General features: G+C 45.2%; 24 protein-coding genes. 12 read left to right on the top strand and 12 right to left on the bottom strand.

All coding sequences use genetic code 11. The features are described from left to right. Positions 1-344: 344 nt before the first annotated feature. The gene (locus MHUN_RS11465; RefSeq protein WP_011449168.1) at positions 345-1,343 is read left to right on the top strand and encodes an ABC transporter substrate-binding protein; all 999 of its coding nucleotides are present in this window, start codon (positions 345-347) and stop codon (positions 1,341-1,343) included. A 6-nt stretch (positions 1,344-1,349) separates the two neighbouring features. Here the strand turns inward: MHUN_RS11465 and fdhD are convergent, their stop codons facing one another. Together fdhD and MHUN_RS11455 are read right to left on the bottom strand one after the other, a co-directional pair. Further along, the gene (fdhD, locus tag MHUN_RS11460; RefSeq protein ID WP_011449167.1) at positions 1,350-2,114 is read right to left on the bottom strand and encodes a formate dehydrogenase accessory sulfurtransferase FdhD; all 765 of its coding nucleotides are present in this window, start codon (positions 2,112-2,114) and stop codon (positions 1,350-1,352) included. Positions 2,115-2,116: 2 nt separating this feature from the next. Continuing rightward, positions 2,117-3,298, bottom strand: a complete 1,182-nt coding sequence (locus tag MHUN_RS11455) for a cysteine desulfurase (protein ID WP_011449166.1) — start codon at positions 3,296-3,298, stop codon at positions 2,117-2,119. 120 nt (positions 3,299-3,418) lie between these two features. Here MHUN_RS11455 and nadA point away from each other — a divergent pair, with 120 nt between their 5' ends. Next, positions 3,419-4,411 (top strand): quinolinate synthase NadA, encoded by a 993-nt coding sequence (gene nadA / locus MHUN_RS11450; protein ID WP_011449165.1) that lies wholly within the window; start codon positions 3,419-3,421, stop codon positions 4,409-4,411. An 82-nt stretch (positions 4,412-4,493) separates the two neighbouring features. Further along, positions 4,494-5,966 carry a homoserine O-acetyltransferase MetX gene (locus MHUN_RS11445; RefSeq protein ID WP_011449164.1) on the top strand — a complete coding sequence of 491 codons (1,473 nt, stop codon included), beginning with the start codon at positions 4,494-4,496 and terminating at the stop codon, positions 5,964-5,966. 92 nt (positions 5,967-6,058) lie between these two features. On the opposite strand, the gene MHUN_RS11440 is transcribed toward MHUN_RS11445, so the two are convergent. Next, entirely contained in the window at positions 6,059-6,748 is a 690-nt protein-coding gene (locus MHUN_RS11440) for a trimeric intracellular cation channel family protein (protein ID WP_011449163.1), read from the bottom strand. A gap of 504 nt (positions 6,749-7,252) precedes the next feature. On the opposite strand from MHUN_RS11440, the gene MHUN_RS11430 reads away from it, so the two are divergent. From MHUN_RS11430 to MHUN_RS11420, 3 genes are all read left to right on the top strand, one after another. After that, positions 7,253-7,753, top strand: coding sequence for a phosphate-starvation-inducible PsiE family protein (locus MHUN_RS11430; RefSeq protein WP_011449162.1), 501 nt, complete (start codon positions 7,253-7,255; stop codon positions 7,751-7,753). Positions 7,754-7,903: 150 nt separating this feature from the next. Continuing rightward, positions 7,904-8,353, top strand: coding sequence for a hypothetical protein (locus MHUN_RS11425; RefSeq protein WP_011449161.1), 450 nt, complete (start codon positions 7,904-7,906; stop codon positions 8,351-8,353). 164 nt (positions 8,354-8,517) lie between these two features. Further along, positions 8,518-9,510 carry a radical SAM protein gene (locus MHUN_RS11420; protein ID WP_011449160.1) on the top strand — a complete coding sequence of 331 codons (993 nt, stop codon included), beginning with the start codon at positions 8,518-8,520 and terminating at the stop codon, positions 9,508-9,510. Positions 9,511-9,585: 75 nt separating this feature from the next. Here MHUN_RS11420 and MHUN_RS11415 read toward each other — a convergent pair whose 3' ends face one another. The 7 genes from MHUN_RS11415 to MHUN_RS11385 form a co-directional block, all read right to left on the bottom strand. Next, positions 9,586-10,278 carry an ABC transporter ATP-binding protein gene (locus MHUN_RS11415; protein WP_011449159.1) on the bottom strand — a complete coding sequence of 231 codons (693 nt, stop codon included), beginning with the start codon at positions 10,276-10,278 and terminating at the stop codon, positions 9,586-9,588. Further along, positions 10,275-11,444: an ABC transporter permease gene (locus tag MHUN_RS11410; protein ID WP_011449158.1), complete on the bottom strand. Its 1,170-nt coding sequence runs from the start codon at positions 11,442-11,444 to the stop codon at positions 10,275-10,277. The genes MHUN_RS11415 and MHUN_RS11410 overlap by 4 nt, the downstream gene beginning before the upstream one ends. Then, a complete protein-coding gene (locus MHUN_RS11405) occupies positions 11,441-11,812 on the bottom strand; it encodes a hypothetical protein (RefSeq protein WP_011449157.1) in 372 nt (123 codons plus the stop codon). Before MHUN_RS11405 ends, MHUN_RS11410 begins: the two co-directional genes overlap by 4 nt. 137 nt (positions 11,813-11,949) lie before the next feature. After that, complete coding sequence (locus tag MHUN_RS11400) at positions 11,950-12,708, bottom strand: winged helix-turn-helix transcriptional regulator (protein WP_011449156.1); 759 nt, start codon at positions 12,706-12,708, stop codon at positions 11,950-11,952. Between the two features lie 247 nt (positions 12,709-12,955). Continuing rightward, positions 12,956-13,789 (bottom strand): ATP-binding protein, encoded by an 834-nt coding sequence (locus MHUN_RS11395; RefSeq protein ID WP_011449155.1) that lies wholly within the window; start codon positions 13,787-13,789, stop codon positions 12,956-12,958. Between the two features lie 183 nt (positions 13,790-13,972). Beyond that, entirely contained in the window at positions 13,973-14,218 is a 246-nt protein-coding gene (locus MHUN_RS11390; protein WP_011449154.1) for a hypothetical protein, read from the bottom strand. A gap of 42 nt (positions 14,219-14,260) precedes the next feature. After that, positions 14,261-14,620, bottom strand: a complete 360-nt coding sequence (locus MHUN_RS11385; protein WP_011449153.1) for a winged helix-turn-helix transcriptional regulator — start codon at positions 14,618-14,620, stop codon at positions 14,261-14,263. 85 nt (positions 14,621-14,705) lie between these two features. On the opposite strand from MHUN_RS11385, the gene hcp reads away from it, so the two are divergent. From hcp to MHUN_RS11360, 6 genes are all read left to right on the top strand, one after another. Then, positions 14,706-16,322, top strand: coding sequence for a hydroxylamine reductase (gene hcp, locus MHUN_RS11380; RefSeq protein ID WP_011449152.1), 1,617 nt, complete (start codon positions 14,706-14,708; stop codon positions 16,320-16,322). A 132-nt stretch (positions 16,323-16,454) separates the two neighbouring features. After that, positions 16,455-16,835, top strand: a complete 381-nt coding sequence (locus MHUN_RS11375) for a cupin domain-containing protein (RefSeq protein WP_011449151.1) — start codon at positions 16,455-16,457, stop codon at positions 16,833-16,835. Beyond that, positions 16,832-17,113 (top strand): hypothetical protein, encoded by a 282-nt coding sequence (locus MHUN_RS11370; RefSeq protein WP_011449150.1) that lies wholly within the window; start codon positions 16,832-16,834, stop codon positions 17,111-17,113. The genes MHUN_RS11375 and MHUN_RS11370 overlap by 4 nt, the downstream gene beginning before the upstream one ends. A 5-nt stretch (positions 17,114-17,118) precedes the next feature. Continuing rightward, positions 17,119-17,277, top strand: coding sequence for a rubredoxin (gene rd, locus MHUN_RS11365; RefSeq protein WP_011449149.1), 159 nt, complete (start codon positions 17,119-17,121; stop codon positions 17,275-17,277). 107 nt (positions 17,278-17,384) lie between these two features. Further along, entirely contained in the window at positions 17,385-17,516 is a 132-nt protein-coding gene (locus MHUN_RS19755) for a hypothetical protein (protein ID WP_275039183.1), read from the top strand. 320 nt (positions 17,517-17,836) lie between these two features. Beyond that, positions 17,837-18,142 (top strand): hypothetical protein, encoded by a 306-nt coding sequence (locus tag MHUN_RS11360; protein WP_048067475.1) that lies wholly within the window; start codon positions 17,837-17,839, stop codon positions 18,140-18,142. Positions 18,143-18,156: 14 nt separating this feature from the next. Here MHUN_RS11360 and larE read toward each other — a convergent pair whose 3' ends face one another. Together larE and thiI are read right to left on the bottom strand one after the other, a co-directional pair. Further along, positions 18,157-18,942 (bottom strand): ATP-dependent sacrificial sulfur transferase LarE, encoded by a 786-nt coding sequence (gene larE, locus MHUN_RS11355; protein ID WP_239441523.1) that lies wholly within the window; start codon positions 18,940-18,942, stop codon positions 18,157-18,159. A gap of 51 nt (positions 18,943-18,993) precedes the next feature. Beyond that, a complete protein-coding gene (thiI, locus tag MHUN_RS11350) occupies positions 18,994-20,103 on the bottom strand; it encodes a tRNA uracil 4-sulfurtransferase ThiI (protein WP_011449147.1) in 1,110 nt (369 codons plus the stop codon). Between the last annotated feature and the right edge of the window lie 176 nt (positions 20,104-20,279).

Below are 20,279 nucleotides of genomic sequence, written 5' to 3'. Positions count from 1 at the left end.
TCTCCTTAATTTTTTCATGATACCGATAATTTCCAGATTCATGTGTAAATTTGTAACGGTTACAGGAGGGTTCGTTCATGAACGGCATAACTTTTCTCTTCAGGATCTCCATGAATGAAATTTCTTTCACTGGCAGTCCGTAATATGCAATAGGTAGGTGGTATGATGCTCGAATATTCTTTGGTTCAGGCAGGTATTGCCTATTTTGTGTACAAAATCCATCAATAAAAATACATTGAGTCATTTACTACAAATATTCTTAACACAATTAGGAAAATATGGTTTGCCTATTGATGACTTTTTAAATAATCGTTCTGCGAATATGGGACTACAGGAGTGTTCTGATGACACATACGTTTTGCATGAAAATGTTTTTTATTCTGTCAGTTTTTGGTCTTATTCTGACCTCTCTGACTGTTTCAGTGTTTGCTGAATCACAAGAAAAAAGTACCGTCTCCATTGGATACCAGCCGAGCACTCATCAGCTGGCTTTCATGACTGCGTACCAGAAAGGCTGGTACAATGAAACTCTCTCTCCAATCGGGGTATCAGATATCAAAGTTTTTAATTTCCCGACTGGTGCACCTGAAATGCAGGCAATGCTTGCCGGAGATCTTGACTTTGCATATGTCGGTTCTGCTCCTTTTGTGACCGCAGTATCGAATGGACTTGATGCGAAGATCATCGCATCTGCAAATACCCAGGGCTCAGATCTGGTTATGAAAAAGGATCTACCCTATGAAAAGCCGGAGGATCTGAAAGGCAAAAAGATAGCGACATTCCCTGCAGGTACTATCCAGGATACGATTCTTCGGGAATGGCTGCAGGCCAACAATATTGATCCTGTCAAAGATGTTGACATAAAAGCAATGGGACCAGGGGATGCGACGACTGCAATTCTTGCTGGACAGGTTGACGCGGTATTTCTTCCCCATCCGGCACCGGTGACCATTGAAAAAGAGAATGTAGGCAGGATAATTGTCCATTCTGGTGAAATGGAGAAAGGGCATTCCTGTTGTGTGCTGGTCGCAAGTGGTGATATGATACGGAATCATCCGGATATTGTTCAGGAAGTTCTTCGTCTGCATCTGAAGGCAACTGAGTATAATAATGAGCATCCGGATGAGGCTGCTGAACATATGCAGGCACTGACCAGTATTGATCCAAAGGCCGTAATCCAGTCACTCGACGAGTGGGATGGTTCCTTTGAGATCGATCCGACAAAGATCACTTCATCTGTTGGTACGTTTGCAAAACAGCAGAGTGAACTCGGTTACCTGAAGTGTGAGGTCAGTGAGGAAGCTCTCTTTGATTTGACCTTCTGGAATGCACTCAATTCCTAAATTTTTTTATTTAACGATTTCTATCCCGGGTATCCGTTCCGGATGTGTATAGATGTTCATTTTTCTTCCCCGGACAAATCCGATGATGGTAAGTCCTTTGCCCTGTGCAAGATGGATGGCGAGGGTTGTTGTCGCTCCCCTGGATACGATAAGCGGGATGTTCGCGACCAGGCATTTTCGTGCCATCTCTGAAGATATCCGCCCTGATATTACTGCATAACAGTGTGATAAGTCAATGTCATGCTGCAGGGCATAGCCTATCACCCGGTCAAGAGCATTATGTCTACCAATATCTTCTGCAACGGTATGGACTCCATCAATACCGGCAAGTCCGACTACATGAATACCCCCTGTCAACCGGTGAAGGTCTGAATCCAGAATTTTTTTTATTGTCGCATGAATTCTCTCTCCGGATATCTGAAAATCTGAAGTGATGTCCGGGAGCCTGGCCGGATCAAGGTATGAACTGTCTCCCCCGCATCCTGAGAGGACCGTCTTAGTTCCACTGCGGATGTGTGCCCGGTGAATGGTGAGTACTCTGATCTGGTTTCCTTCAATCTGCAGTGAGTCAATCTCCTGGCAGTGAGAGATGATTCCTTCCGTCACCAGATACCCAATGACAAATTCCTCAAGCCTGGTCGGACTGGTCATGGCGTTCAGGATCTTCCTGCCATTGACCCAGATGGTATACCGCTCTTCAATAATCACTTCATGAGTCCGTGCTGTGTAAACGCCATCCTCTTCTCCATAACAGGGAAGTATTTCATACATATTCAGATACCCTCCGAGATTTCTGTCACCGCTTCTAGAAATTTTTTAACTTCTTCTCTTGTATTATAGAGATACAGGCTTGCCCTGACCGTTCCATCCGGGATCGCGAAATGATCCATCAATGGCATACAGCAATGATGACCGGATCGAACCATGATGTCATATTGATCATCCAGCAGATGGGCTGATTCATGCGGATGCTGACCCTCGATAGTAAAAGAGACAACACCAAGACGTGAGTCTGTTCCTTTTGGTCCGTACAATGTAACTCCGGGTATATGAGAAAGCCCGTGTATTATATCCCGTGTCAGGGATAATTCATGTTCCTGAACAGATCTCATCCCAACATGGTTTAGAATTCTTATGGCTTCTCGAAGGCCCACTGCTCCGGTTATGTGAGGGGTACCTGCTTCATATTTCATATAACCGTCTTCCAACGTGTATTCGCTGGTCGTTACCGATTTGATGCTCCCGCCACCCAGAATAAATGGTTCCAGGTCTGGCTCTTTCATCCAGAGGACACCAGTTCCGGTTGGCCCAAGCATCTTATGGCCGGAGAATGAGAGATAATCGCACCCAATATCTGATACGTCAACCGGAATATGGGGTACGGACTGTGCACCGTCTAGCAGGGTTTTTATATCATGGTCATGAGAGATAGAACATATCTCTTTTGCCGGCTGGATGGTTCCTGTTACATTTGAAACGTGGGTGAAGGTAATAAGTCTGGTCTCCTTTTGAATGAGTTCTGAAAAGGACTGGGGGTGCAGATATCCCTCTGCATCAGGCCTGACAAAGTCCACGCTGATACCCTGTTTTCGCAGGTGCATCCATGGGAGTATGTTGGAATGATGCTCCAGGACTGATGTGATTACATGATCCCCCGGATTCAGTCGGAGGCCATACGCGACCTGGTTTATCCCTTCAGTGCAGTTTTTTCCAAAAATACTAACCCCGTCTGTTCCACCAATGAATGCTTTTACCTTCTCATGTGCATCCCAATAGAGTTGTGAACTCACCTGGGAGAGACGGTGAACCCCTCTTCCTACATTTGATCTGAATGAAGTCTCATAATCCTCCATAATCCGCGTTACTGATGATGGCATCAGGCTGGTAGATGCATTATCAAAATAAATAAGATCCCGAGTGAGCGGTATATCTTCCCGAATCGTCTGTATATTCATATCTCTCTAAACGTGTCCTTATTTGCACTATTTTAGGATCCCAGTATATGGATCTATACTGGTCAAGAGTATTTATGATATATGGCATCCAACATATTTCACAATTGTGAAAATAGGGAAATGACATATATTCGACATACAGAATCTGAAATCCAATCTCTCAAAGAGGATATTACCGCCTTAAAAAGAGAAAAAGATGCAATTATTCTGGCACACAATTATCAAAGGCCTGAAATCTATGATATAGCAGATAAGATTGGAGATTCCCTTGAGTTATCACTTGCCGCCCGTGATGCCCGGGCCGAATGTATCATTTTTTGTGGTGTTGATTTTATGGCAGAGACGGCAAAAATTCTCTCTCCGGATGCAAGAGTATACCTTCCGGCAGAAGACACTCAGTGTCCTATGGCACATATGGTATCTGAATCTGATATTTTTTCTTTGAAAGAGCAGTACCCGGATGCCGACGTTGTGTCGTATGTCAACACCTCGGCATCCACGAAAGCTCTGTCAGATATCTGCTGCACATCGGCGAATGCCATTGAGATAGTCCGTTCATGTGCATCAGATCAGGTTATTTTTCTTCCGGATCAAAATCTGGCCTCCTACGTCCAGCGGTTTTCAGATAAATTAATCATTCCCGGAAGAGGGAATTGTTATGTCCATGATCGGATTACACCGATAATGGTAGATAATATGCGAGCATTTCATTGGAATGCCCCATTTATTGCCCATCCGGAATGCAGACCCGAAGTAATTGATATCGCCGATGCAGTCTGTTCAACAAGTGGAATGATTGCATACTGCCAGGATCATCCTGCAGAAACTTTTATCATCGGGACTGAAAATGGTATGATCGAACGTTTAAAGCGTGAAATTCCTGAAAAGCGATTTTATGCTGTCGGGGGGATCTGCACCCCCATGAAACAGACAACCCTGGATGCTGTAAAAGATTCACTCCTGTCTGGTGCTGGAGAAGTTACTCTGGAAAAATCTCTGATTTATACGGCACGTGGAGCTCTTGAACGAATGCTCCAGATATCAGGAAGAAAGAAAAATATCCCGTGCCGACAGATGAAGAAGAGTGGGCCCGGTATAATTATTCGGAAATGAGGGGTAAAATGAACAATATCGCTGGATATCATTCCTGTTTTTTACTGCCGGGGATGACCTTTCAAGGAGATAGGATGGTATTATGATTCGTGGTTCAGTTGGAACTGTACACACTCAGGTTCACACATTCTCTTCACCATTAATGCTTGAAAGCGGAGCTGTTCTCCCTTCAGTTACGGTTGCGTATGAAACATATGGCTCGCTCAACCCGGAGCGTTCAAATGCAATTCTTATCTGCCATGCTCTGACTGGTGATGCCCATGCCGCTGGGTATCATGAAGGAGATGAAAAGCCCGGATGGTGGGAGATGGTTATTGGTCCAGGAAAAGCTTTTGATACAGATCGGTTCTGTATCATCTGTTCAAATGTCCTGGGTGGATGCAAAGGGACAACTGGCCCTTCATCGGTCAATCCTGAAACCGGGAAGGTATACGGAGTATCATTCCCGGTTATTACGATTGCCGATATGGTGATGGTCCAGAAAAAACTGATAGATCATCTTGGAATCACAAATCTCTTTGCTGTTGCCGGAGGCTCTATGGGTGGAATGCAGGCACTGCAGTGGAGCGTTTCGTATCCGGATATGGTGAGCCGGGTGGTTGTAATAGCAAGTACTGCGTATTCAACGCCACAGCAGATAGCCTTCAATGAAGTCGGTAGGTGTGCGATTCGTTCAGATCCATCCTGGAATAATGGCCAGTATTATGATCAGGAGTATCCAGCCTCAGGTCTTGCACTGGCACGGATGATCGGTCATATCACATACCTTTCAGATGAATCGATGCATCAGAAATTTGGCAGGGATTTACTGGGAAAATCTGTTTATAGTTATGATTTTACGACAGACTTCCAAGTAGAGAGTTATCTTCATCACCAGGGAGATCGGTTTGTTGAGCGATTTGATGCAAATTCGTATCTGTACCTTACAAAAGCAGTCGATTATTTTGATCTAACGGTGAATGGCTCACTGATTGATGCGTTTAAGGATATGAAAGCAAAATGCATGGTGATCGCCGTCAGTTCAGACTGGTTATATCCATCATATCTCTCACGGGAGATTGTATCCGCCCTGGCCCAGCTGGATAAAACTGTTGAATACTGTGAGATTCGATCCAATTACGGGCATGATGCATTCCTACTGGAGTCAGGACAGATGAATTACCTTCTGGGGCGTTTTCTCTCGCACCTAACTGTTTCAGATCTGATGATCCGGAGTGTGCCAACGGTTCGTGAGACCGTGACCATTAAAGGTGCAGCTGCTCTGATGATTGCTGAAGCAGTGAATCACCTTCCGATTGTTTCGTCAGATGGCAGACTTGTCGGCATCGTTACTTCCTGGGATATCTCCCGGTCAGTGGCGCAGGATGTGAAAACTCTTGAAGATATCATGACCAGGACCGTCCTTACTGCAACACCAGGAGAACATATCAGTAAAGCAGTAAACCGTATGCAAAAAAACCGGATATCCGCCCTGCCTGTGGTTGATGAAGAAAACCGGGTTGTTGGTATAATTACTGCAGAACGGTTATCCCGACTGGTTGTGAGGTGTGAATGAGGAAAAATTATTGTTGATTTGGTCCAAGGGAATCTGGATGAAAAGTGATCATCCACATCTATTCCTTTTCATAGGTGTATAGGCCTTTCAAATTAAAAACTGGTAATATTGTACCGTATTGATGTCATACGCACAAAAACGGTGACTATCATACATACGATAAATCCATCAGTACTTGAAAACCCTTCCATGGACATCAGCACATATGCCGTTGCACCAGCAAAAGATGCTATAGCATAGAACTGGCTTGGTTTAAAGAGTTCAGGAATTTTTGCAAACAATATATCTCGTAGCACCCCTCCGAAAGAAGCGGTGATTACTCCCATGATGGGGGCAATAATGGGTGGTATTCCACTGGTAAGTGCATACATGGTGCCAAGGTATGCCCACATACCAAGAGCGAACGAATCAATAAAGGCAAAGGTCCCTGAAGTTCCAAAGATCAGTCTGACAATCGATTGTAAAAACCCAGAAGAATGTTTCTGATCCCCGGGAAGATCAGTTCTTGATATTGGAATGAGAATAATTCCAATTATCCCCACGATGAAGATGCTGATAAGATAAATTGGATCTGCCAGCCAGAAGAGAGGGTACCTGTCGAGCAACAGATCCCGGATCGTTCCACCACCGACTGCTACTATCACTGCTATGACAAGAGCACCAAAATAGTCCATCCCGTTTTTCCGTGCATCATACACACCGGTGGAGGCAGATAGTATTATTGCAATCCATTGTATGACAGTCTGAAAAAGAAGAACCATGTCGGTAATTTCAGGCTCCATGAGAGGTCTTTCAGCTCCTCAATTTGCGTATTCTTATCTCTTGTTTGTTTATTACGTCGGCACAGAGATAAACTATCGTGCAGAGTGACTTGGGGTTTGGAATAACTGTTTGGAATGCAGGGTATCCTGACAACGGCATCCCATCTGTTTCATCTTATGGAAAGCTGAAAAAACCTGATATAATGGTTTTTCTCCTTCGGATTACGAAAAATACTGGCATCTTTTGCCTGAAAATCAGATTATTTTTATTCGGTGACGAAACGGTTATAAGGTTCACGTTATCGTGAACACTATTCGGAATGAAAAGATATGACATATATCAGGCATAAACCGGTCTCTCGGAATACGTATCTGTCAGAGGTACCGGCAGGACTATTCCGTTTAGGTATAATGCGTTCCTGTTGTTAAATTCACAATTCTCGAAAAATTTGCACAGCGGTGCATCGCATCATCTTTTGATTACCCTGATCCTGGTCAATGGATCCCTTACAACAGGAACGAATCATGAAAACAACTGTATATCATCAAAAAATCGGCACCATCATATCATCAATACCAGTACTTCTCTACGTGGTAAGCGCAGGTATTCTGGGAATCACCGCTGCATTTCTCCTTTATGAAGGGATATTAAGCACGATTCATGCTATTCAGACTGAAACACTCTCAAGCTCTTCATCAGAGATTTATAGTGCATTTTTCCACGCCGCAACCGCTATTGCGCTTCTTGAAACTATTGAGGTCTTTTTCAGGACACATAAGGTCGTAGTTGAAGTACTATTCCTTGCAGGAATTGCAGAAGTAATCCGTCATATACTGGTGTATGACATTGCAGATATTGCTCATGGGGATATCTCCACCTCCCTTGTCCTCATTGCAGGACTTATCGGGGGAATCCTTGTATATCAGCATCTGTCACATCCAAATTCGGTAAAAACAAGCCGAAAACAGAGAAAATTTGCGAAAAAATCAGGCCACTGGAAAATATTTACCTGGTCTGGTGCCTGATACTCCTTCTCTATTTTTAAATTTTGCTGATTATTGAGAGGTTTTCGCTCATACTCAAACATACGGGTATGATACTCATGTAGCTCCTTTGATGAGAGAACCTTTAAATTCGTGATTATAACCAGATTGTACTATACCTATGGAGAGAATATGAGTATCAATAGAAATTATTTACTGATATCGGTGATTGTAGCACTTTTACTGGTTTTTGGAGGGCTTGTTACCGTTCTATCGGGGACCAGCAATGGAATAGATGCAGGTACTCAGGATCAGAATGTGAAAAAAATTCAGGTAGAATATTACTATGATCCATCCTGTGGGTCATGTAATGTAGTGCATCCATTTATTGAGCAGTATGAATCCAATTCATCAGATATCTCTGTAGCCTATTATAATATAGGTTCAGACAACTCCAGTGCACAAAAATTTGCTCAATTGCAAAAATCTCTTGGTCATGTTCATGTACCATTTGTCCTGATGGGGGATCGCTATCTTACCGGTCAGGATAATATCATACAGAACTTTGACATACTGGTCCAAAAGATAAAAAATAATGATATTGAGCCTGGTGACACTCCACAAGAATATATGGCTCCCTAAAAAAACCCTGCTGAAATTCTTTTTTTTCTTTTCGCACGACAATGTAGATTGAAAGAGGTTCCGGCATGATTTGCCGCATTCCTGATTCTTACCTTATATGGCAACATACCAATCTCTCATCTCGAAAGTGATATGAGAGGGGCCTTGAGTTTCAGGTGAAAGGTATGGATGATTCATTTACTGCAGAAATAAAAGCAAAATTAATCAGTATCGGCTCAGTCAGGCTGGATCCCGCCCTGGAACGTCCTGAGTATGTAGGGAGATCCACTGCAGGTCCGGGTGCCGGAGGAAGATCTGTCTTCTTTTCTGCTGACTCGCGCCGGGTACGACTATCAATTCGGGATAACAGCCCTATTTTAATGAGATCGGATGGGGATGGAGTTATTATCGAGCATGAGGGATTTTTTATTGCTCGGGGCTTCATAGAACCTGTTGGTGCCCATTGTCCTCATCAGGCATATATCACCGTTTCAGAGCGGTGTATATTCCGGTGTGCATTCTGTCCGGTCCATCAAATCCAGGGACCAGTGAAGTCACCAGAAGAGGTTTTCAGCCTTATCCATGAAGTCAATTCACGAGGGTTCCTTCAGGCGATTTCTCTCACCACCGGTATTGAGATCTCGCCTGAACATGAAGTCACCAGGATGGAAGGGATTGTTAAAATACTTCGAAAAGAGTATGATGTTCCCATCGGGGTTTCTTTGTATCCGACACATGACAGTTCCGAACGGATGTATGCAGCGGGGGCTGATGAGGTAAAATATAATGTTGAAACCATGGACCGAGCTCTCTTCCCTGCCATATGTCCTGATCAAAACCTGGATTATATTCTGAATGCGCTGAAAGATGCGGCTCGTATATTTGGAAAAAATCATGTGAGTTCCAATATGATCATCGGTCTTGGGGAAGATGATCAAACGGTCGTCTCCGGTGTTTCAGAACTTGCGTCTTTAGGCGTCATCCCGGTTCTTCGCCCGGTAGTGATTCACCCGTCCTGTCCAATTCCGGGCGCAGAAAGACCATCAGCAGACCGCCTGCTCCGTCTTGGTTATCATGCAAAAGCTGAAATGAGCAGGTATGGTATATCCCCCCTTCATGCAAAAACGATGTGTCTTCCCTGCACGGGATGTGATCTGACTCCCTTTGCTGACTTTTAACTCACCTTCTTTCTTTCATTTCCTCCAAGTTTTTTGCTGGGCAGATTCGGTTATAAAGAAAAGGAAAGGATCTGGTCAGGTATTATCCTGACAAACACAGGGTTCATCCGGCTCTAAATGCCCATCCCGCAGACGAATTACCCGGTGTGCCCGATGGGCTAGCTCGGTATTGTGAGTAACAATTATAACCGTATACCCTCTTTCCACCAGTTCCTCAAATATCCCATACATTTGTTCAGCGGTGTGACTGTCAAGATTGCCGGTAGGCTCATCAGCGAGAATGATCTTTGGATCATTGATCAATGCCCTTCCAATGGCCACCCGTTGCATCTCGCCGCCGGAGAGTTCATGGGGAAGATGATTCTCCCTATGTGATAGTCCCACCATCTCCAAAATCTCCCGTGCTCTTGATTCATCAACCTGCTTTTTACTGAATGTTAACGGGAGGAGGATATTCTCCTTTGCATTCAGGGTCGGGATGAGAAAGAACTGCTGGAACACAAATCCTATCTGTTCTCTCCTGATCAGGACACGCCGGCTTTCAGGAAGCGTCGTGACATCGGTTCCGTTGATGGAGATAATTCCGCCGGTTGGTGTATCAAGACAGCCCAGCAGGTTGAGGAGTGCAGTCTTTCCGGATCCGGAAGGCCCGACTATCGATACAAATTCTCCGGCATTCACGCTGAGACTGACTCCCCGGAGTGCATGCACCTCTTCGGCACCACGTTTGTACACCTTGGCAAGATCAGAAACTGCGATAACGGTCATGATATTTCACTCCTCATGGCTTCCATAGGTGATTGTCTGGCAGAGCGAATCGCCGGATACATACTGCATACCAGTCCAAGTATGACTGATAGTCCGATACAGAGGAGTGCCATAACCGGATCTGCTGCAATCAGACTACCTGAAGGAGCATAAGGGACGTTTTCCCTGATGAAGGATTCAATAATCCCTCCTCCAAGCAAGGCAAGAAGAACTCCCGCTACACCCCCGAGGAAGGTTACAACCAATGTCTCTAATATAACCAGCCTGATGATATCATGAGATCGGGCACCAATTGCTTTGAGCATCCCGAATTCTTTTGTCCGTTCATGAACCGACATGAGCAAGGTATTGGTGATTCCAAATGCGGTGATCACGAGGGTTACGACAATCATTGAGAGCAGGAGTGTCCGGGCAGACCCGACGATATTGAGGATTGTGCCGGTAATCTGGGTCATCGTGACCACCTGCATATCGGGGATCTCTTCAATTCTATCCGCTACCATCCCGGAACTTCCGATATCATCGGCGAGGACGGCTATCGTAGTAAGTTGCCCCTCTTTTCTAAATACCCGCTGTGCTTCATCGAGTGGAACAAAATGGAACTCATCCTCCTGTCCTCCGGATGCATCCAGTATCCCGATGATCTCGAACGGCTCTTTTTTTGGCCCAAAGGGAAGCATCTGTCCGACTTTTAGTTCTTCTTTTTCAGCAAGTCCTTTTCCGACAACCATCACCTTCTGCTCGCTATCTTCGAAGAATCTCCCTTCAATCTTCCAGTATGGTCGTATGGACCGCATTTCTGATCCCACGATCCCATAGAGAATGTGGGGAGATCCGTTTACCATGAACTGATGGAGAAGCATCGGGGTGGCGAGGGATACTCCTTCAGTATTTTTTACCAGTAAGAGGTCTGACTCATTCAGATACTTGGGGATAACTCCTCCATGCATGATGAGGCTGGCTGCTTCATAGGGGCATCCTTTCGGGACTGCGAGCATATGAATTCCGAGGCTGTCCACATCCTTCATAAGTTCCTGTTCATATCCAGCCTGGAATGCCAGTAAGGAAAACAGGACCGCCACAGCCAGAGCGATTCCGGCCATAGTAAGGATGGTTCGTATCCTCCGGCGCTGTAGGTTCCGGAGAGCAAAAATGAAAAGATTCATGGATAGGTGGTATCCCCGATAATGACCTGGCTCCCGGTTACATAGACATCACCTTTCATGGAAACCTGGCCTATTACCGTGGCTTTTTTACCCATAGCCGGGGGGATCACAAAATTGTTGGCCCGCAGGGTTACATACAGATCTCCCGTATCGTCAGATATGATAAACCAGCATCCTGATCCACATTGTGATGAGATTGTTCCATTAAAGGTGACGTTTTGTCCCACATAGGTTTCTGGATCTTCCAGAATGGTCCCTATCTGTACCTGATTCGAATCTTTCTGCTCAATCGTTTCTGCGAAAGCGATTCCTGTCAGACAAAGGATTAAAAATATAGCGAATGTTGCATATTTCATACATTTTTTCATAATTCATTCCTCCTGTAGTACGAAGGATGATTCGGATGAAAATGGGGTTTTTCATCCATCTCCGTCCGCTATTGTTAGCATTGGAATTGTGAATATATACCTGTTCTAATCAGAAGAGCTACATGAAGAAAAAAATGTCAGGAATTGAGATTATGAGTGATGGTTTGTGCATCCCATCCTGGGTAATATCTCCTGTATTTTCCATCTGCCTCCTGCCTGATGATGCCTGCCTGTATCAGGGGAAGAATGCTCCTCGATATCACCGGGCCTGATACTCCCAGTTCTTTTGCAACATCCCCCCGGTTTATTCCCGGGTTTTCCCGGACTACCCGTATGATACGCCCCGGTCCATCCTGATGACACCGGGAAAATAACTGTTGCTCCTGGGATGAATATGTTCCATGATTCTCAAAATAATGCCTGTTATTTCCTGCAAGGCAAACAGAGATCTGACCTGCACTCTGAATCTGTTCTAAGTGATATTTGATCGTATGTTCATTCAATCCGCTCAGTTTTACCAGATCTTTTCGCTCAAGTCCGGGGTTATCTCGTATCAGGTCATAGAGAAGTTTTCGAGCAGGATGATCAAGAACATTTTTCTTAGTGATTTTTCGATACCCTCTGACAACAAACGTTCTGACCCGTTCGAGTACACCCGGAGCGGATGTCATCATCCGATGATGCATGCAGGAACATGCATTCTGGGCCATCGAAGCGGGCATGGAATTGCAGGAACAATGTCCCGTACCAGAAGCTGTCTGTCCGGATGCTTCTGAACACGGTGAATTCATGCAGCAATTTGTTCGCTGGATAGATACTGTGGGTTGTAGCCCGCCTGCTATCCAGATCTGAGAGGAGAGGAGAAATGCCACCAGAAGGAGAGCAGGAAATTTCATGGGTATTTATCTGACTCGCAAGAATAAATAGTTTCACGATTGTGAATCTTTATCTTGTTGACCATCATGAACTACTGAGTACTACCTGTCGGGAGGGAGAAAACCTTCCGCCTGATTCGTGATATATCATGAGTATAAAAAAAAGCCATTCTTGTCCTTTGATGCCCGGAAGTTCCCATTCAGATGGCACTTGCCCTTTTTACCGAGGGATCTCATCTTTTGTTATAGTTTTGTAAATCAGGGAAACTCACTTTACGTTCCCGTTGATAGTGATGGTTATCTCCTCAACCGGTATCTTTTGCTCTGAAAGATGTATTGCCTGGTTTACGACAGAGGTGACTCCGCTGCAGCAGGGGACTTCCATGTGCACGATAGTCACTGAATGAATTGCGTGTAATCTGAATATCTCTGCAAGTTTATCGATATATTTGTCAATGTCCGCATCAAGTTTCGGACAGAATATGAGAAGGATCTTTCCTTTCAGAAAATCGCGATGAAAATCAGCATATGCAAACGGAACACAATCTGCTGCGATAAGAAGGTCGGCATTATCAAAATACGATGCATGAGGATGTATCAGCCGGAGTTGAACCGGCCATTGCTGCAGTTCTGACTCTGCCCGCGCATCTGCTTGTGTGCCTTTTTTCTCATGAGGTCGTGGAATGGTGTGCATCGCAGCCCCCGGACATCCTGCCCTATTCCCATGATGAGGACCGTGTTGCGTATTATGGTCCGGTATCTGAATCTTCTGGTCCTGTAGGTAAGCAATGGCCTGATGATAGAGTTCATGCTCGCCATGGGATCGCAGATGGTCCAGATGAGCAGCGATAACTGCGGGTCCCTGCTTGATGATATTCTGCATGACTGCTCTTTCATCATATGACTCTGCCTCCCGCTCGATCACCCGGATGGCCCCTTCCGGACATGTACCGATACAGGCGCCCAGACCATCACAAAAAAGATCTGAAATGAGACGTGCCTTTCCTTCAATTACCTGAAGTGCTCCTTCCGGACAGTCAGGGATACACTGACCGCAGCCGGTGCAGGCGTCTTCGTCAATAGAAATTATTTTTCGCTTCATGTGTCCTCCCTCTCCTGGGGCGCATGGCACAGGAATTATGCCCCCTTCTATGGTATATGCAATTTATAGGTACAAAAAGGAGGAAGTTTCCTTTTGGATATTACCTTTCAACCGGTATATCCTATGATTTTGGTGTCACTCCCTAATGCCTGCATGATGTGAAGTCAGGAGAGTAACGATCAATTATCTGCCTCCCTTTTTTTGATGAAATGCATTATACATCTCTTCTCCGACACATTCTTTTGCATAATTACACCACTGAATACAGGAGAGCGTGTCATTGTAGATGACAAATCCACAGGTCTCACACGAAACCTGGGTGTCATTAGAGAAAATCTCGACTTCCTCTCCACATTTCGGACATTTCTTTATTGTTAGTGTGGGAGTCTTCAGGTCCTTTACTCCCGGACATGTATCCAGAATCATCATCTTCACGTATTCCTTTCCAATGAAACGATCCCTCCGGGGGGATTAGAGGACACAGTTCCTGCAATCCTGTTCACCACAGGGGATATTGTCTATCTTCCATTTCAGGGCCCATCGTTTGATATCACGGATTACTTCGATAAGGTCTGCACCACTCTCTGTCAGGGTGTATTCACACCTGACTGGAAACGATGTTGCATCTACTTTCTTTGTGATAATACCTTCATCTTCGAGTTCTTTGAGCCGTTCAGACAGGATCTTCGGGGTGATATCAGAGAGGGCCTCTTTTAATTCAGAAAACCTGCGGGTATAATTCTGACCCTTATACAGTTCCAAGATGATAAGGAGGGTCCATTTTTTAAGCAGGTATTTCACGGTCATGTTGACTGTACAGATCTCATGCACAGTATACTTTCTGAAACTCGCACCTATTAATAAGTTGATATACAATTGATAGTTTGTAGCATTTCGATACAGGAGAACGATACCCATGTTTTGTTACCAGTGTGAAGAGACTGCCCGGGGGACCGGGTGTACGGTGAAAGGGATCTGTGGAAAGGAAGATCATACTGCAGGATTGCAGGATGTGCTCATCTACCTTTGTAAGGGGATTTCAGTTCGCAACATAGCCGCCAGGGCGAAGGGAGCAGAAAACAAAGACGCAGGGGTATTCATTACCGAAGCACTCTTTGCCACCTTGACGAATACGAATTTTGATGATGAACGGCTTAAAGCGCTTATCACCCAGGCCATCGCCATCCGGGATGCCCTCCCGAAAGCCGGAGAGAACGAGCCTGATGCCTGCATCTGGACCCCGAAGAGTGATGCTGACATTGCTGCAAAGGCGAGAGAAATTGCAGAACTAGCCAATGTAAATGATGATGTGCATTCACTCCGGGCTCTGGTTGTCTTTGGCCTAAAGGGAGTTGCTGCATATTATCACCATGCAGAGATGCTCGGATTTACCGACGAGGCAATAACTGATTATATGCAGAAAGGTCTGGCATCAACCCTGCAGGATATTCCTGTTGATGCAATGATCGCCATGGTGCTCGAATGCGGGGAGATAGGCGTTCAGACACTTGCCCTGCTTGATACCGCGAACACGAAGACCTATGGAGATCCGGAGATAACGTCGGTGAAGACTACGGTTGGAACAAATCCCGGTATTCTTATCACCGGACATGACCTTCGTGACATGGAGCAGCTCCTCGAGCAGTCCAAGGACAGTGGGGTTGATATCTACACGCATGGAGAGATGCTGCCTGCACATGCATACCCGGCATTCAAGAAGTACACGCATTTGATCGGGAACTACGGATCATCCTGGTGGCATCAGAAGGAAGAGTTTGATACCTTTCATGGTCCGATCCTGGTTACAACGAACTGTATCGTTCCTCCCAGGGATTCATATATAGGCCGGGTATACACAACCGGTCCGGCAGGGTATCCGGGTATCACATACATCCCGAAGAAGGCAGACGGATCCAAGGACTTCTCTGCCATCATCGACCATGCTAAGAAATGCCAGCCCCCAGAGCCGGCCAAAACCAACGGTCGTGATCTCATCACTGGCTGTGCTCATGAAGCCGTTCTTGCCCTTGCCGGAACGGTAATTGATGCCGTAAAGAAGGGAGATATCAAGAAGTTCGTGGTGATGGCTGGATGTGACGGGCGTCAGTCTGAGCGTCAGTATTATACGGATTTTGCACAGGCCCTGCCAAAGGACACGGTTATCCTGACTGCCGGGTGTGCAAAGTACCGGTATAATTCTCTGGATCTGGGTGATATCGGTGGTATCCCCCGGGTGATTGACGCCGGTCAGTGTAATGACTGCTACTCACTGGTGGTCATCGCCAAGGCCCTGGCAGAGGCATTCGGGGTTGGTATCAACGAACTGCCTGTGGTCTTCAATATTGCCTGGTATGAACAGAAGGCCGTTCTTGTCCTCCTTGCTCTACTCTCCCTCGGGATAAAGAACATCACTCTCGGTCCGAAACTGCCCGGCTTTGTCTCTCCGGGAGTACTAAACGTCCTGGTTGAAAACTTCAATATCAGAAAGAACAGCACTGTCGAAGAGGACATGAAGCGGATGGCTCTGGCCTGATATCAATAACGGCTACGGTCAATATCGTTCATCGAAAGGAATGCGGATAATTATCATGCTCCGATTCCTCCTGGCTGAAACGAATAAGTGGCCGAACGTCAGTACCTTCATTATTCTCCCCTGGTGAAGATCATGGAATTTAATGCAGATACCTTGGAAAAAGTGGATAAAAGCCGTAAGAAGCGTGACGAGCTTCGTGGAAAAGTATTGACCCTCAAAGATCTTGTCGATTACCAGAATGGAACGGTAGCCAGCCGGATGATCGTAAATACGAAGGCAGGATCCATTACCCTCTTTTCATTTGACGAGGACGAAGGGTTATCTGAACACACCGCACCGTTTGATGCAGTTGTCACCATTCTTGACGGTGAATGTGAGGTATGGGTTCAGGGTGTGACGTACCAGATGAAGGAAGGAGATACGATAATCTTCCCGGCCGGGATTCCGCACGCCCTGAGCGCTGTAACCAGGTTCAAGATGTCCCTGACGATGATCCGGGAGAATGAATCATGAGTGACGAGAAGGATGGCGTGTATTGCAAGGTCTGTGGGGGTATTGTCCCTCAGGACACGAATATCGGCTCTATTCTGGTGGATGGAAAGCCGACGGGAATAAACCAGCTTGACTTTATTATCGATGAGGTCGCAGCTCTTCATCTGGGAAGTGACAGTGATATCAGGAATGAACTGGTGAAACGAGCAAAAGTGCTCAACTACATCCCGACGAAGATGACTGAGAAATATGCTGATGCCCTGCTATTGGTATATAAAACACAGAAGATAAAGGAGTAAACGAAATGGATTCATATGAGTGCTCGATATGCGGATATGTATATGATCCCGCTAAAGGAGATCCGGATAATGGTATTGAACCAGGTACTGCCTTTGATGATCTCCCAGATGACTGGCTCTGCCCGCTCTGTCAGGAGGGTAAAGAAGTCTTTGAAATGATTTAATCCTCTTATTTTTATGGGATGATGTGGTATATTCTGCCGGTTTTCGATTATTTATTACCTCAGCGGTATACTTGTATGTATTCATGAATTGAACATGAGGAAAGAGTATGCCTCATACAAACGAGAATGGAATTGACCTGAACCATTCCGGTTCAGTAAAAAAAATCCGGAGTTCTTCGGGTATATGGTATCCACAGTACTCCTATCCCCGGGAACTTCGTCGTGGAATATACTGTTGAATAATTATATCTCATAATGCTTTGGCAGGGGGTTTTGTCACCCTTATTGAGATCTGCATCCTCGTATAACTCGTACCACGCCCCGGTTATTAAACCCTTACAATCACCTCCGTCCTCAATATCAATAATATTACCTGAATCTTATGGAAGAAGATGGAGGAGGCTCTTCCGGTAAAAATCCTCTATCTCTTCATTATCAATATGATAATCACAATTCACGCATGGGAATTTTGAATAGTCCTGTGATGATATATGATACCTGGTCAGTATTGTGAACATTTTCTTTCAATTCTTTATCCATAAAATGCCAGGTGCCATTTATGCATGTTGTAAAAAAGAAACGAACCTCAAAATGTACTGATGGATCTAGTATCTATGAATATACCTTGAGTGATCCGGTAGACAAGCCCTTCATTGCTATCCTGGAAACGCTCGGAAAAATAGACAAGAGAGAATTAGGAGGGCTTTTAATGTTTACTTTCCGAAAAGAAGATTGGTTTACTCTGAAAGGTATGTCTGAAGACTCTATCTTTTATACTACCTTCCAGAGTTCGGATTTGAAATCCGCCGAAGAATTTATAGAAAACCTTCTGACTACCTATAATCGACAGAAATTTCCGGAGTAGAGCATTTTGACTATTCAGGATGAGAGCTTGAGAACCTCATCCATACTTCCTGAACGGTATCCTTTCAGATCCAGGGTGACATATAAAAACCCGAGATTTTGAAAAAACGTGTGTACTGTATCTTTTTGAATCAGGATCTTCTCCATCTCTTCAGGTAGCACCTCTATTCGTACAATTAATCCATGATGCCTGACCCTCGCCTGTCTGATTCCGATGTCAGAGAGCAGTTCCTCTCCCTTTTCTATCATACGCAGTTTTTCATCGGTAATCTCTTCTCCGTATGGGATCCGGGAATAAAGACAGGCTGAAGATGGTTTATCCCAGAATGGAAGATCCATGCTTTTGGCAATATCCCTGATATCCTGTTTGGTGATCCCTGCCATGATAAATGGGTGAATAACACCACATGAACTGAACGCTTCAATCCCTGGACGATGTTCTCCTAAGTCAGATGCATTCGCACCATCTGCGATATACGTGCAGCCGGTATCGTCAGCAATTTGTTTGAGGATCGTATAGGTTCCCAGTTTACAATGCCTGCAACGGTCATGTGGGTTAGTTTTTTGTAAATCACGGGAGAATGGCACTCCTTCCCGGACGGTGAGAGGGATTTTCAGGTATTCTGATTGGTTTATTGCTGCTGTCACTGCTCTCCGGGGTACTTCCGGTCCGTCCACCAGTACACAATGCATATGCTCTGCTCCGATTGTCTCCCTGGTAAGAACCGCAAGTAGGGTACTGTCAACTCCGCCGGAGTATGCGATGAGAAGTGGTGCATGTTCTTTGATTATGCTTTTCAAATCCTGTATTTTTATATTTATGTCCATAATATGCACCGAATATTCCATTCCTTATTTGGCTGGAGATCCTTTTGCTAGTTCCTCTTCAAGGGTAGATATCGTTTCCCGCTGGGATGTGGTCGCCGGCTTAAAGGGAATGGCACAGCAACAGCTGGGAACCTGCATGACTGATAGATCATATGTCCCGATTTTTTTTGCGACTGCTATGGTCTCTTCTTTATCAAATCCAATGAGGGGACGATATACCGGCATTGAGACCGCATCATCCAGGACGTACAAGTTATCAAGGGTCTGAGAAGCTACCTGTGCCAGTGACTCACCGGTGACAATCCCTTTTGCCCCGATTGCGCGTGCTTTTTGCTCGGCGATCCGGTACAGGTGCCGTTTGCAGAGAACACAGGCATACTTTTCAAGGTCCCGTTTTTTCAGTTCCATCCTGGTAGCGTACACATGCCCATCATCAATGACCTCAAGGGTTAGATCCGGCTGATATTTCCTCAAATGTTCTACAATCAGATGTGCCCGTTCTTCAGAACTATCATCATGAAATGGAGCGATTTTCACGTATACCGGGTGAAGTATCGTCCCCCGTTTCATCATCATGTACATGGCAACCGGCGAGTCAATTCCTCCGGAATGCAGGGCGACAAGAGTGCCTGATGCTCCCTGCGGAATTCCCCCGGGACCGGATATGATCTCCTGATACAGGTAGCACTGTTCATCCCGGACCTCAATATGTAATTCATATTCCGGATTGGTGAGGTCAACAGCAATAGATGGCCATGATTTTTGGATGGATGCTCCGAGTGTTCGGGCCAGATCCTGTGATGTAAAAGGGTGTGTCCCTGAGCGGTTAATCCGTAATGCAAACGTTTTGTATGCAGAGAAACCGGTTTCTTTTACATATGTGAGAACTCTTTCATTGAGATCTGACAAGGGGAACATGATACACGGAGAAAAGGAATACACCCCGAAAGTATGAGCGATTGCTTCAGGATCTACATCACCGGTTATCCATATCCTTCCCCGTGTTTTTGATATGCTACAATCCGGTAATTTTTGTTTGAGTGTTTGGATAAGGAGATCCTCCCATACACGACGAACAGGTTCGCTTTTCAAAAATATTTCAGAATATCGGATAAGCCAGATGTCAGGTTTCATATATCTTTCCGGGTGTGACTTCCTGAATACGTAAGTGAATATCGAATAAAATTGGCCTAAATCCCAATACCTGAAATTATGTGTGATATTGTCAGATTTTAAGCCGATATCCGGATAATCCTGCGTGTGGTGTTCTTCAATCAGCCGCATGGCCGCTTCGCCATCTTGCAATACAT

Source organism: Methanospirillum hungatei JF-1 (assembly GCF_000013445.1).
Classification (GTDB): Archaea; Halobacteriota; Methanomicrobia; order Methanomicrobiales; family Methanospirillaceae; genus Methanospirillum; species Methanospirillum hungatei.
The sequence above is the reverse complement of the archived record's forward strand: the minus strand, read 5'-3'. Positions and strand labels throughout refer to the sequence as shown.

Bases quoted from the DNA above. Each gene is read 5' to 3' on its own strand.
- MHUN_RS11430 (WP_011449162.1), top strand. From the start codon at position 7,253: ATGAAAACAACTGTATATCATCAAAAAATCGGCACCATCATATCATCA.
- MHUN_RS11375 (WP_011449151.1), top strand. From the start codon at position 16,455: ATGGAATTTAATGCAGATACCTTGGAAAAAGTGGATAAAAGCCGTAAG.
- hcp (WP_011449152.1), top strand. From the start codon at position 14,706: ATGTTTTGTTACCAGTGTGAAGAGACTGCCCGGGGGACCGGGTGTACG.
- rd (WP_011449149.1), top strand. From the start codon at position 17,119: ATGGATTCATATGAGTGCTCGATATGCGGATATGTATATGATCCCGCT.
- MHUN_RS11425 (WP_011449161.1), top strand. From the start codon at position 7,904: ATGAGTATCAATAGAAATTATTTACTGATATCGGTGATTGTAGCACTT.
- thiI (WP_011449147.1), bottom strand. From the start codon at position 20,103: ATGAAACCTGACATCTGGCTTATCCGATATTCTGAAATATTTTTGAAA.
- MHUN_RS11440 (WP_011449163.1), bottom strand. From the start codon at position 6,748: ATGGAGCCTGAAATTACCGACATGGTTCTTCTTTTTCAGACTGTCATA.
- MHUN_RS11390 (WP_011449154.1), bottom strand. From the start codon at position 14,218: ATGATGATTCTGGATACATGTCCGGGAGTAAAGGACCTGAAGACTCCC.
- MHUN_RS11420 (WP_011449160.1), top strand. From the start codon at position 8,518: ATGGATGATTCATTTACTGCAGAAATAAAAGCAAAATTAATCAGTATC.
- MHUN_RS11405 (WP_011449157.1), bottom strand. From the start codon at position 11,812: ATGAAAAAATGTATGAAATATGCAACATTCGCTATATTTTTAATCCTT.
- MHUN_RS11360 (WP_048067475.1), top strand. From the start codon at position 17,837: ATGCATGTTGTAAAAAAGAAACGAACCTCAAAATGTACTGATGGATCT.
- MHUN_RS19755 (WP_275039183.1), top strand. From the start codon at position 17,385: ATGCCTCATACAAACGAGAATGGAATTGACCTGAACCATTCCGGTTCA.
- MHUN_RS11395 (WP_011449155.1), bottom strand. From the start codon at position 13,789: ATGAAGCGAAAAATAATTTCTATTGACGAAGACGCCTGCACCGGCTGC.
- fdhD (WP_011449167.1), bottom strand. From the start codon at position 2,114: ATGTATGAAATACTTCCCTGTTATGGAGAAGAGGATGGCGTTTACACA.
- MHUN_RS11455 (WP_011449166.1), bottom strand. From the start codon at position 3,298: ATGAATATACAGACGATTCGGGAAGATATACCGCTCACTCGGGATCTT.
- MHUN_RS11370 (WP_011449150.1), top strand. From the start codon at position 16,832: ATGAGTGACGAGAAGGATGGCGTGTATTGCAAGGTCTGTGGGGGTATT.
- MHUN_RS11445 (WP_011449164.1), top strand. From the start codon at position 4,494: ATGATTCGTGGTTCAGTTGGAACTGTACACACTCAGGTTCACACATTC.
- MHUN_RS11465 (WP_011449168.1), top strand. From the start codon at position 345: ATGACACATACGTTTTGCATGAAAATGTTTTTTATTCTGTCAGTTTTT.
- MHUN_RS11415 (WP_011449159.1), bottom strand. From the start codon at position 10,278: ATGACCGTTATCGCAGTTTCTGATCTTGCCAAGGTGTACAAACGTGGT.
- MHUN_RS11400 (WP_011449156.1), bottom strand. From the start codon at position 12,708: ATGAAATTTCCTGCTCTCCTTCTGGTGGCATTTCTCCTCTCCTCTCAG.
- nadA (WP_011449165.1), top strand. From the start codon at position 3,419: ATGACATATATTCGACATACAGAATCTGAAATCCAATCTCTCAAAGAG.
- MHUN_RS11410 (WP_011449158.1), bottom strand. From the start codon at position 11,444: ATGAATCTTTTCATTTTTGCTCTCCGGAACCTACAGCGCCGGAGGATA.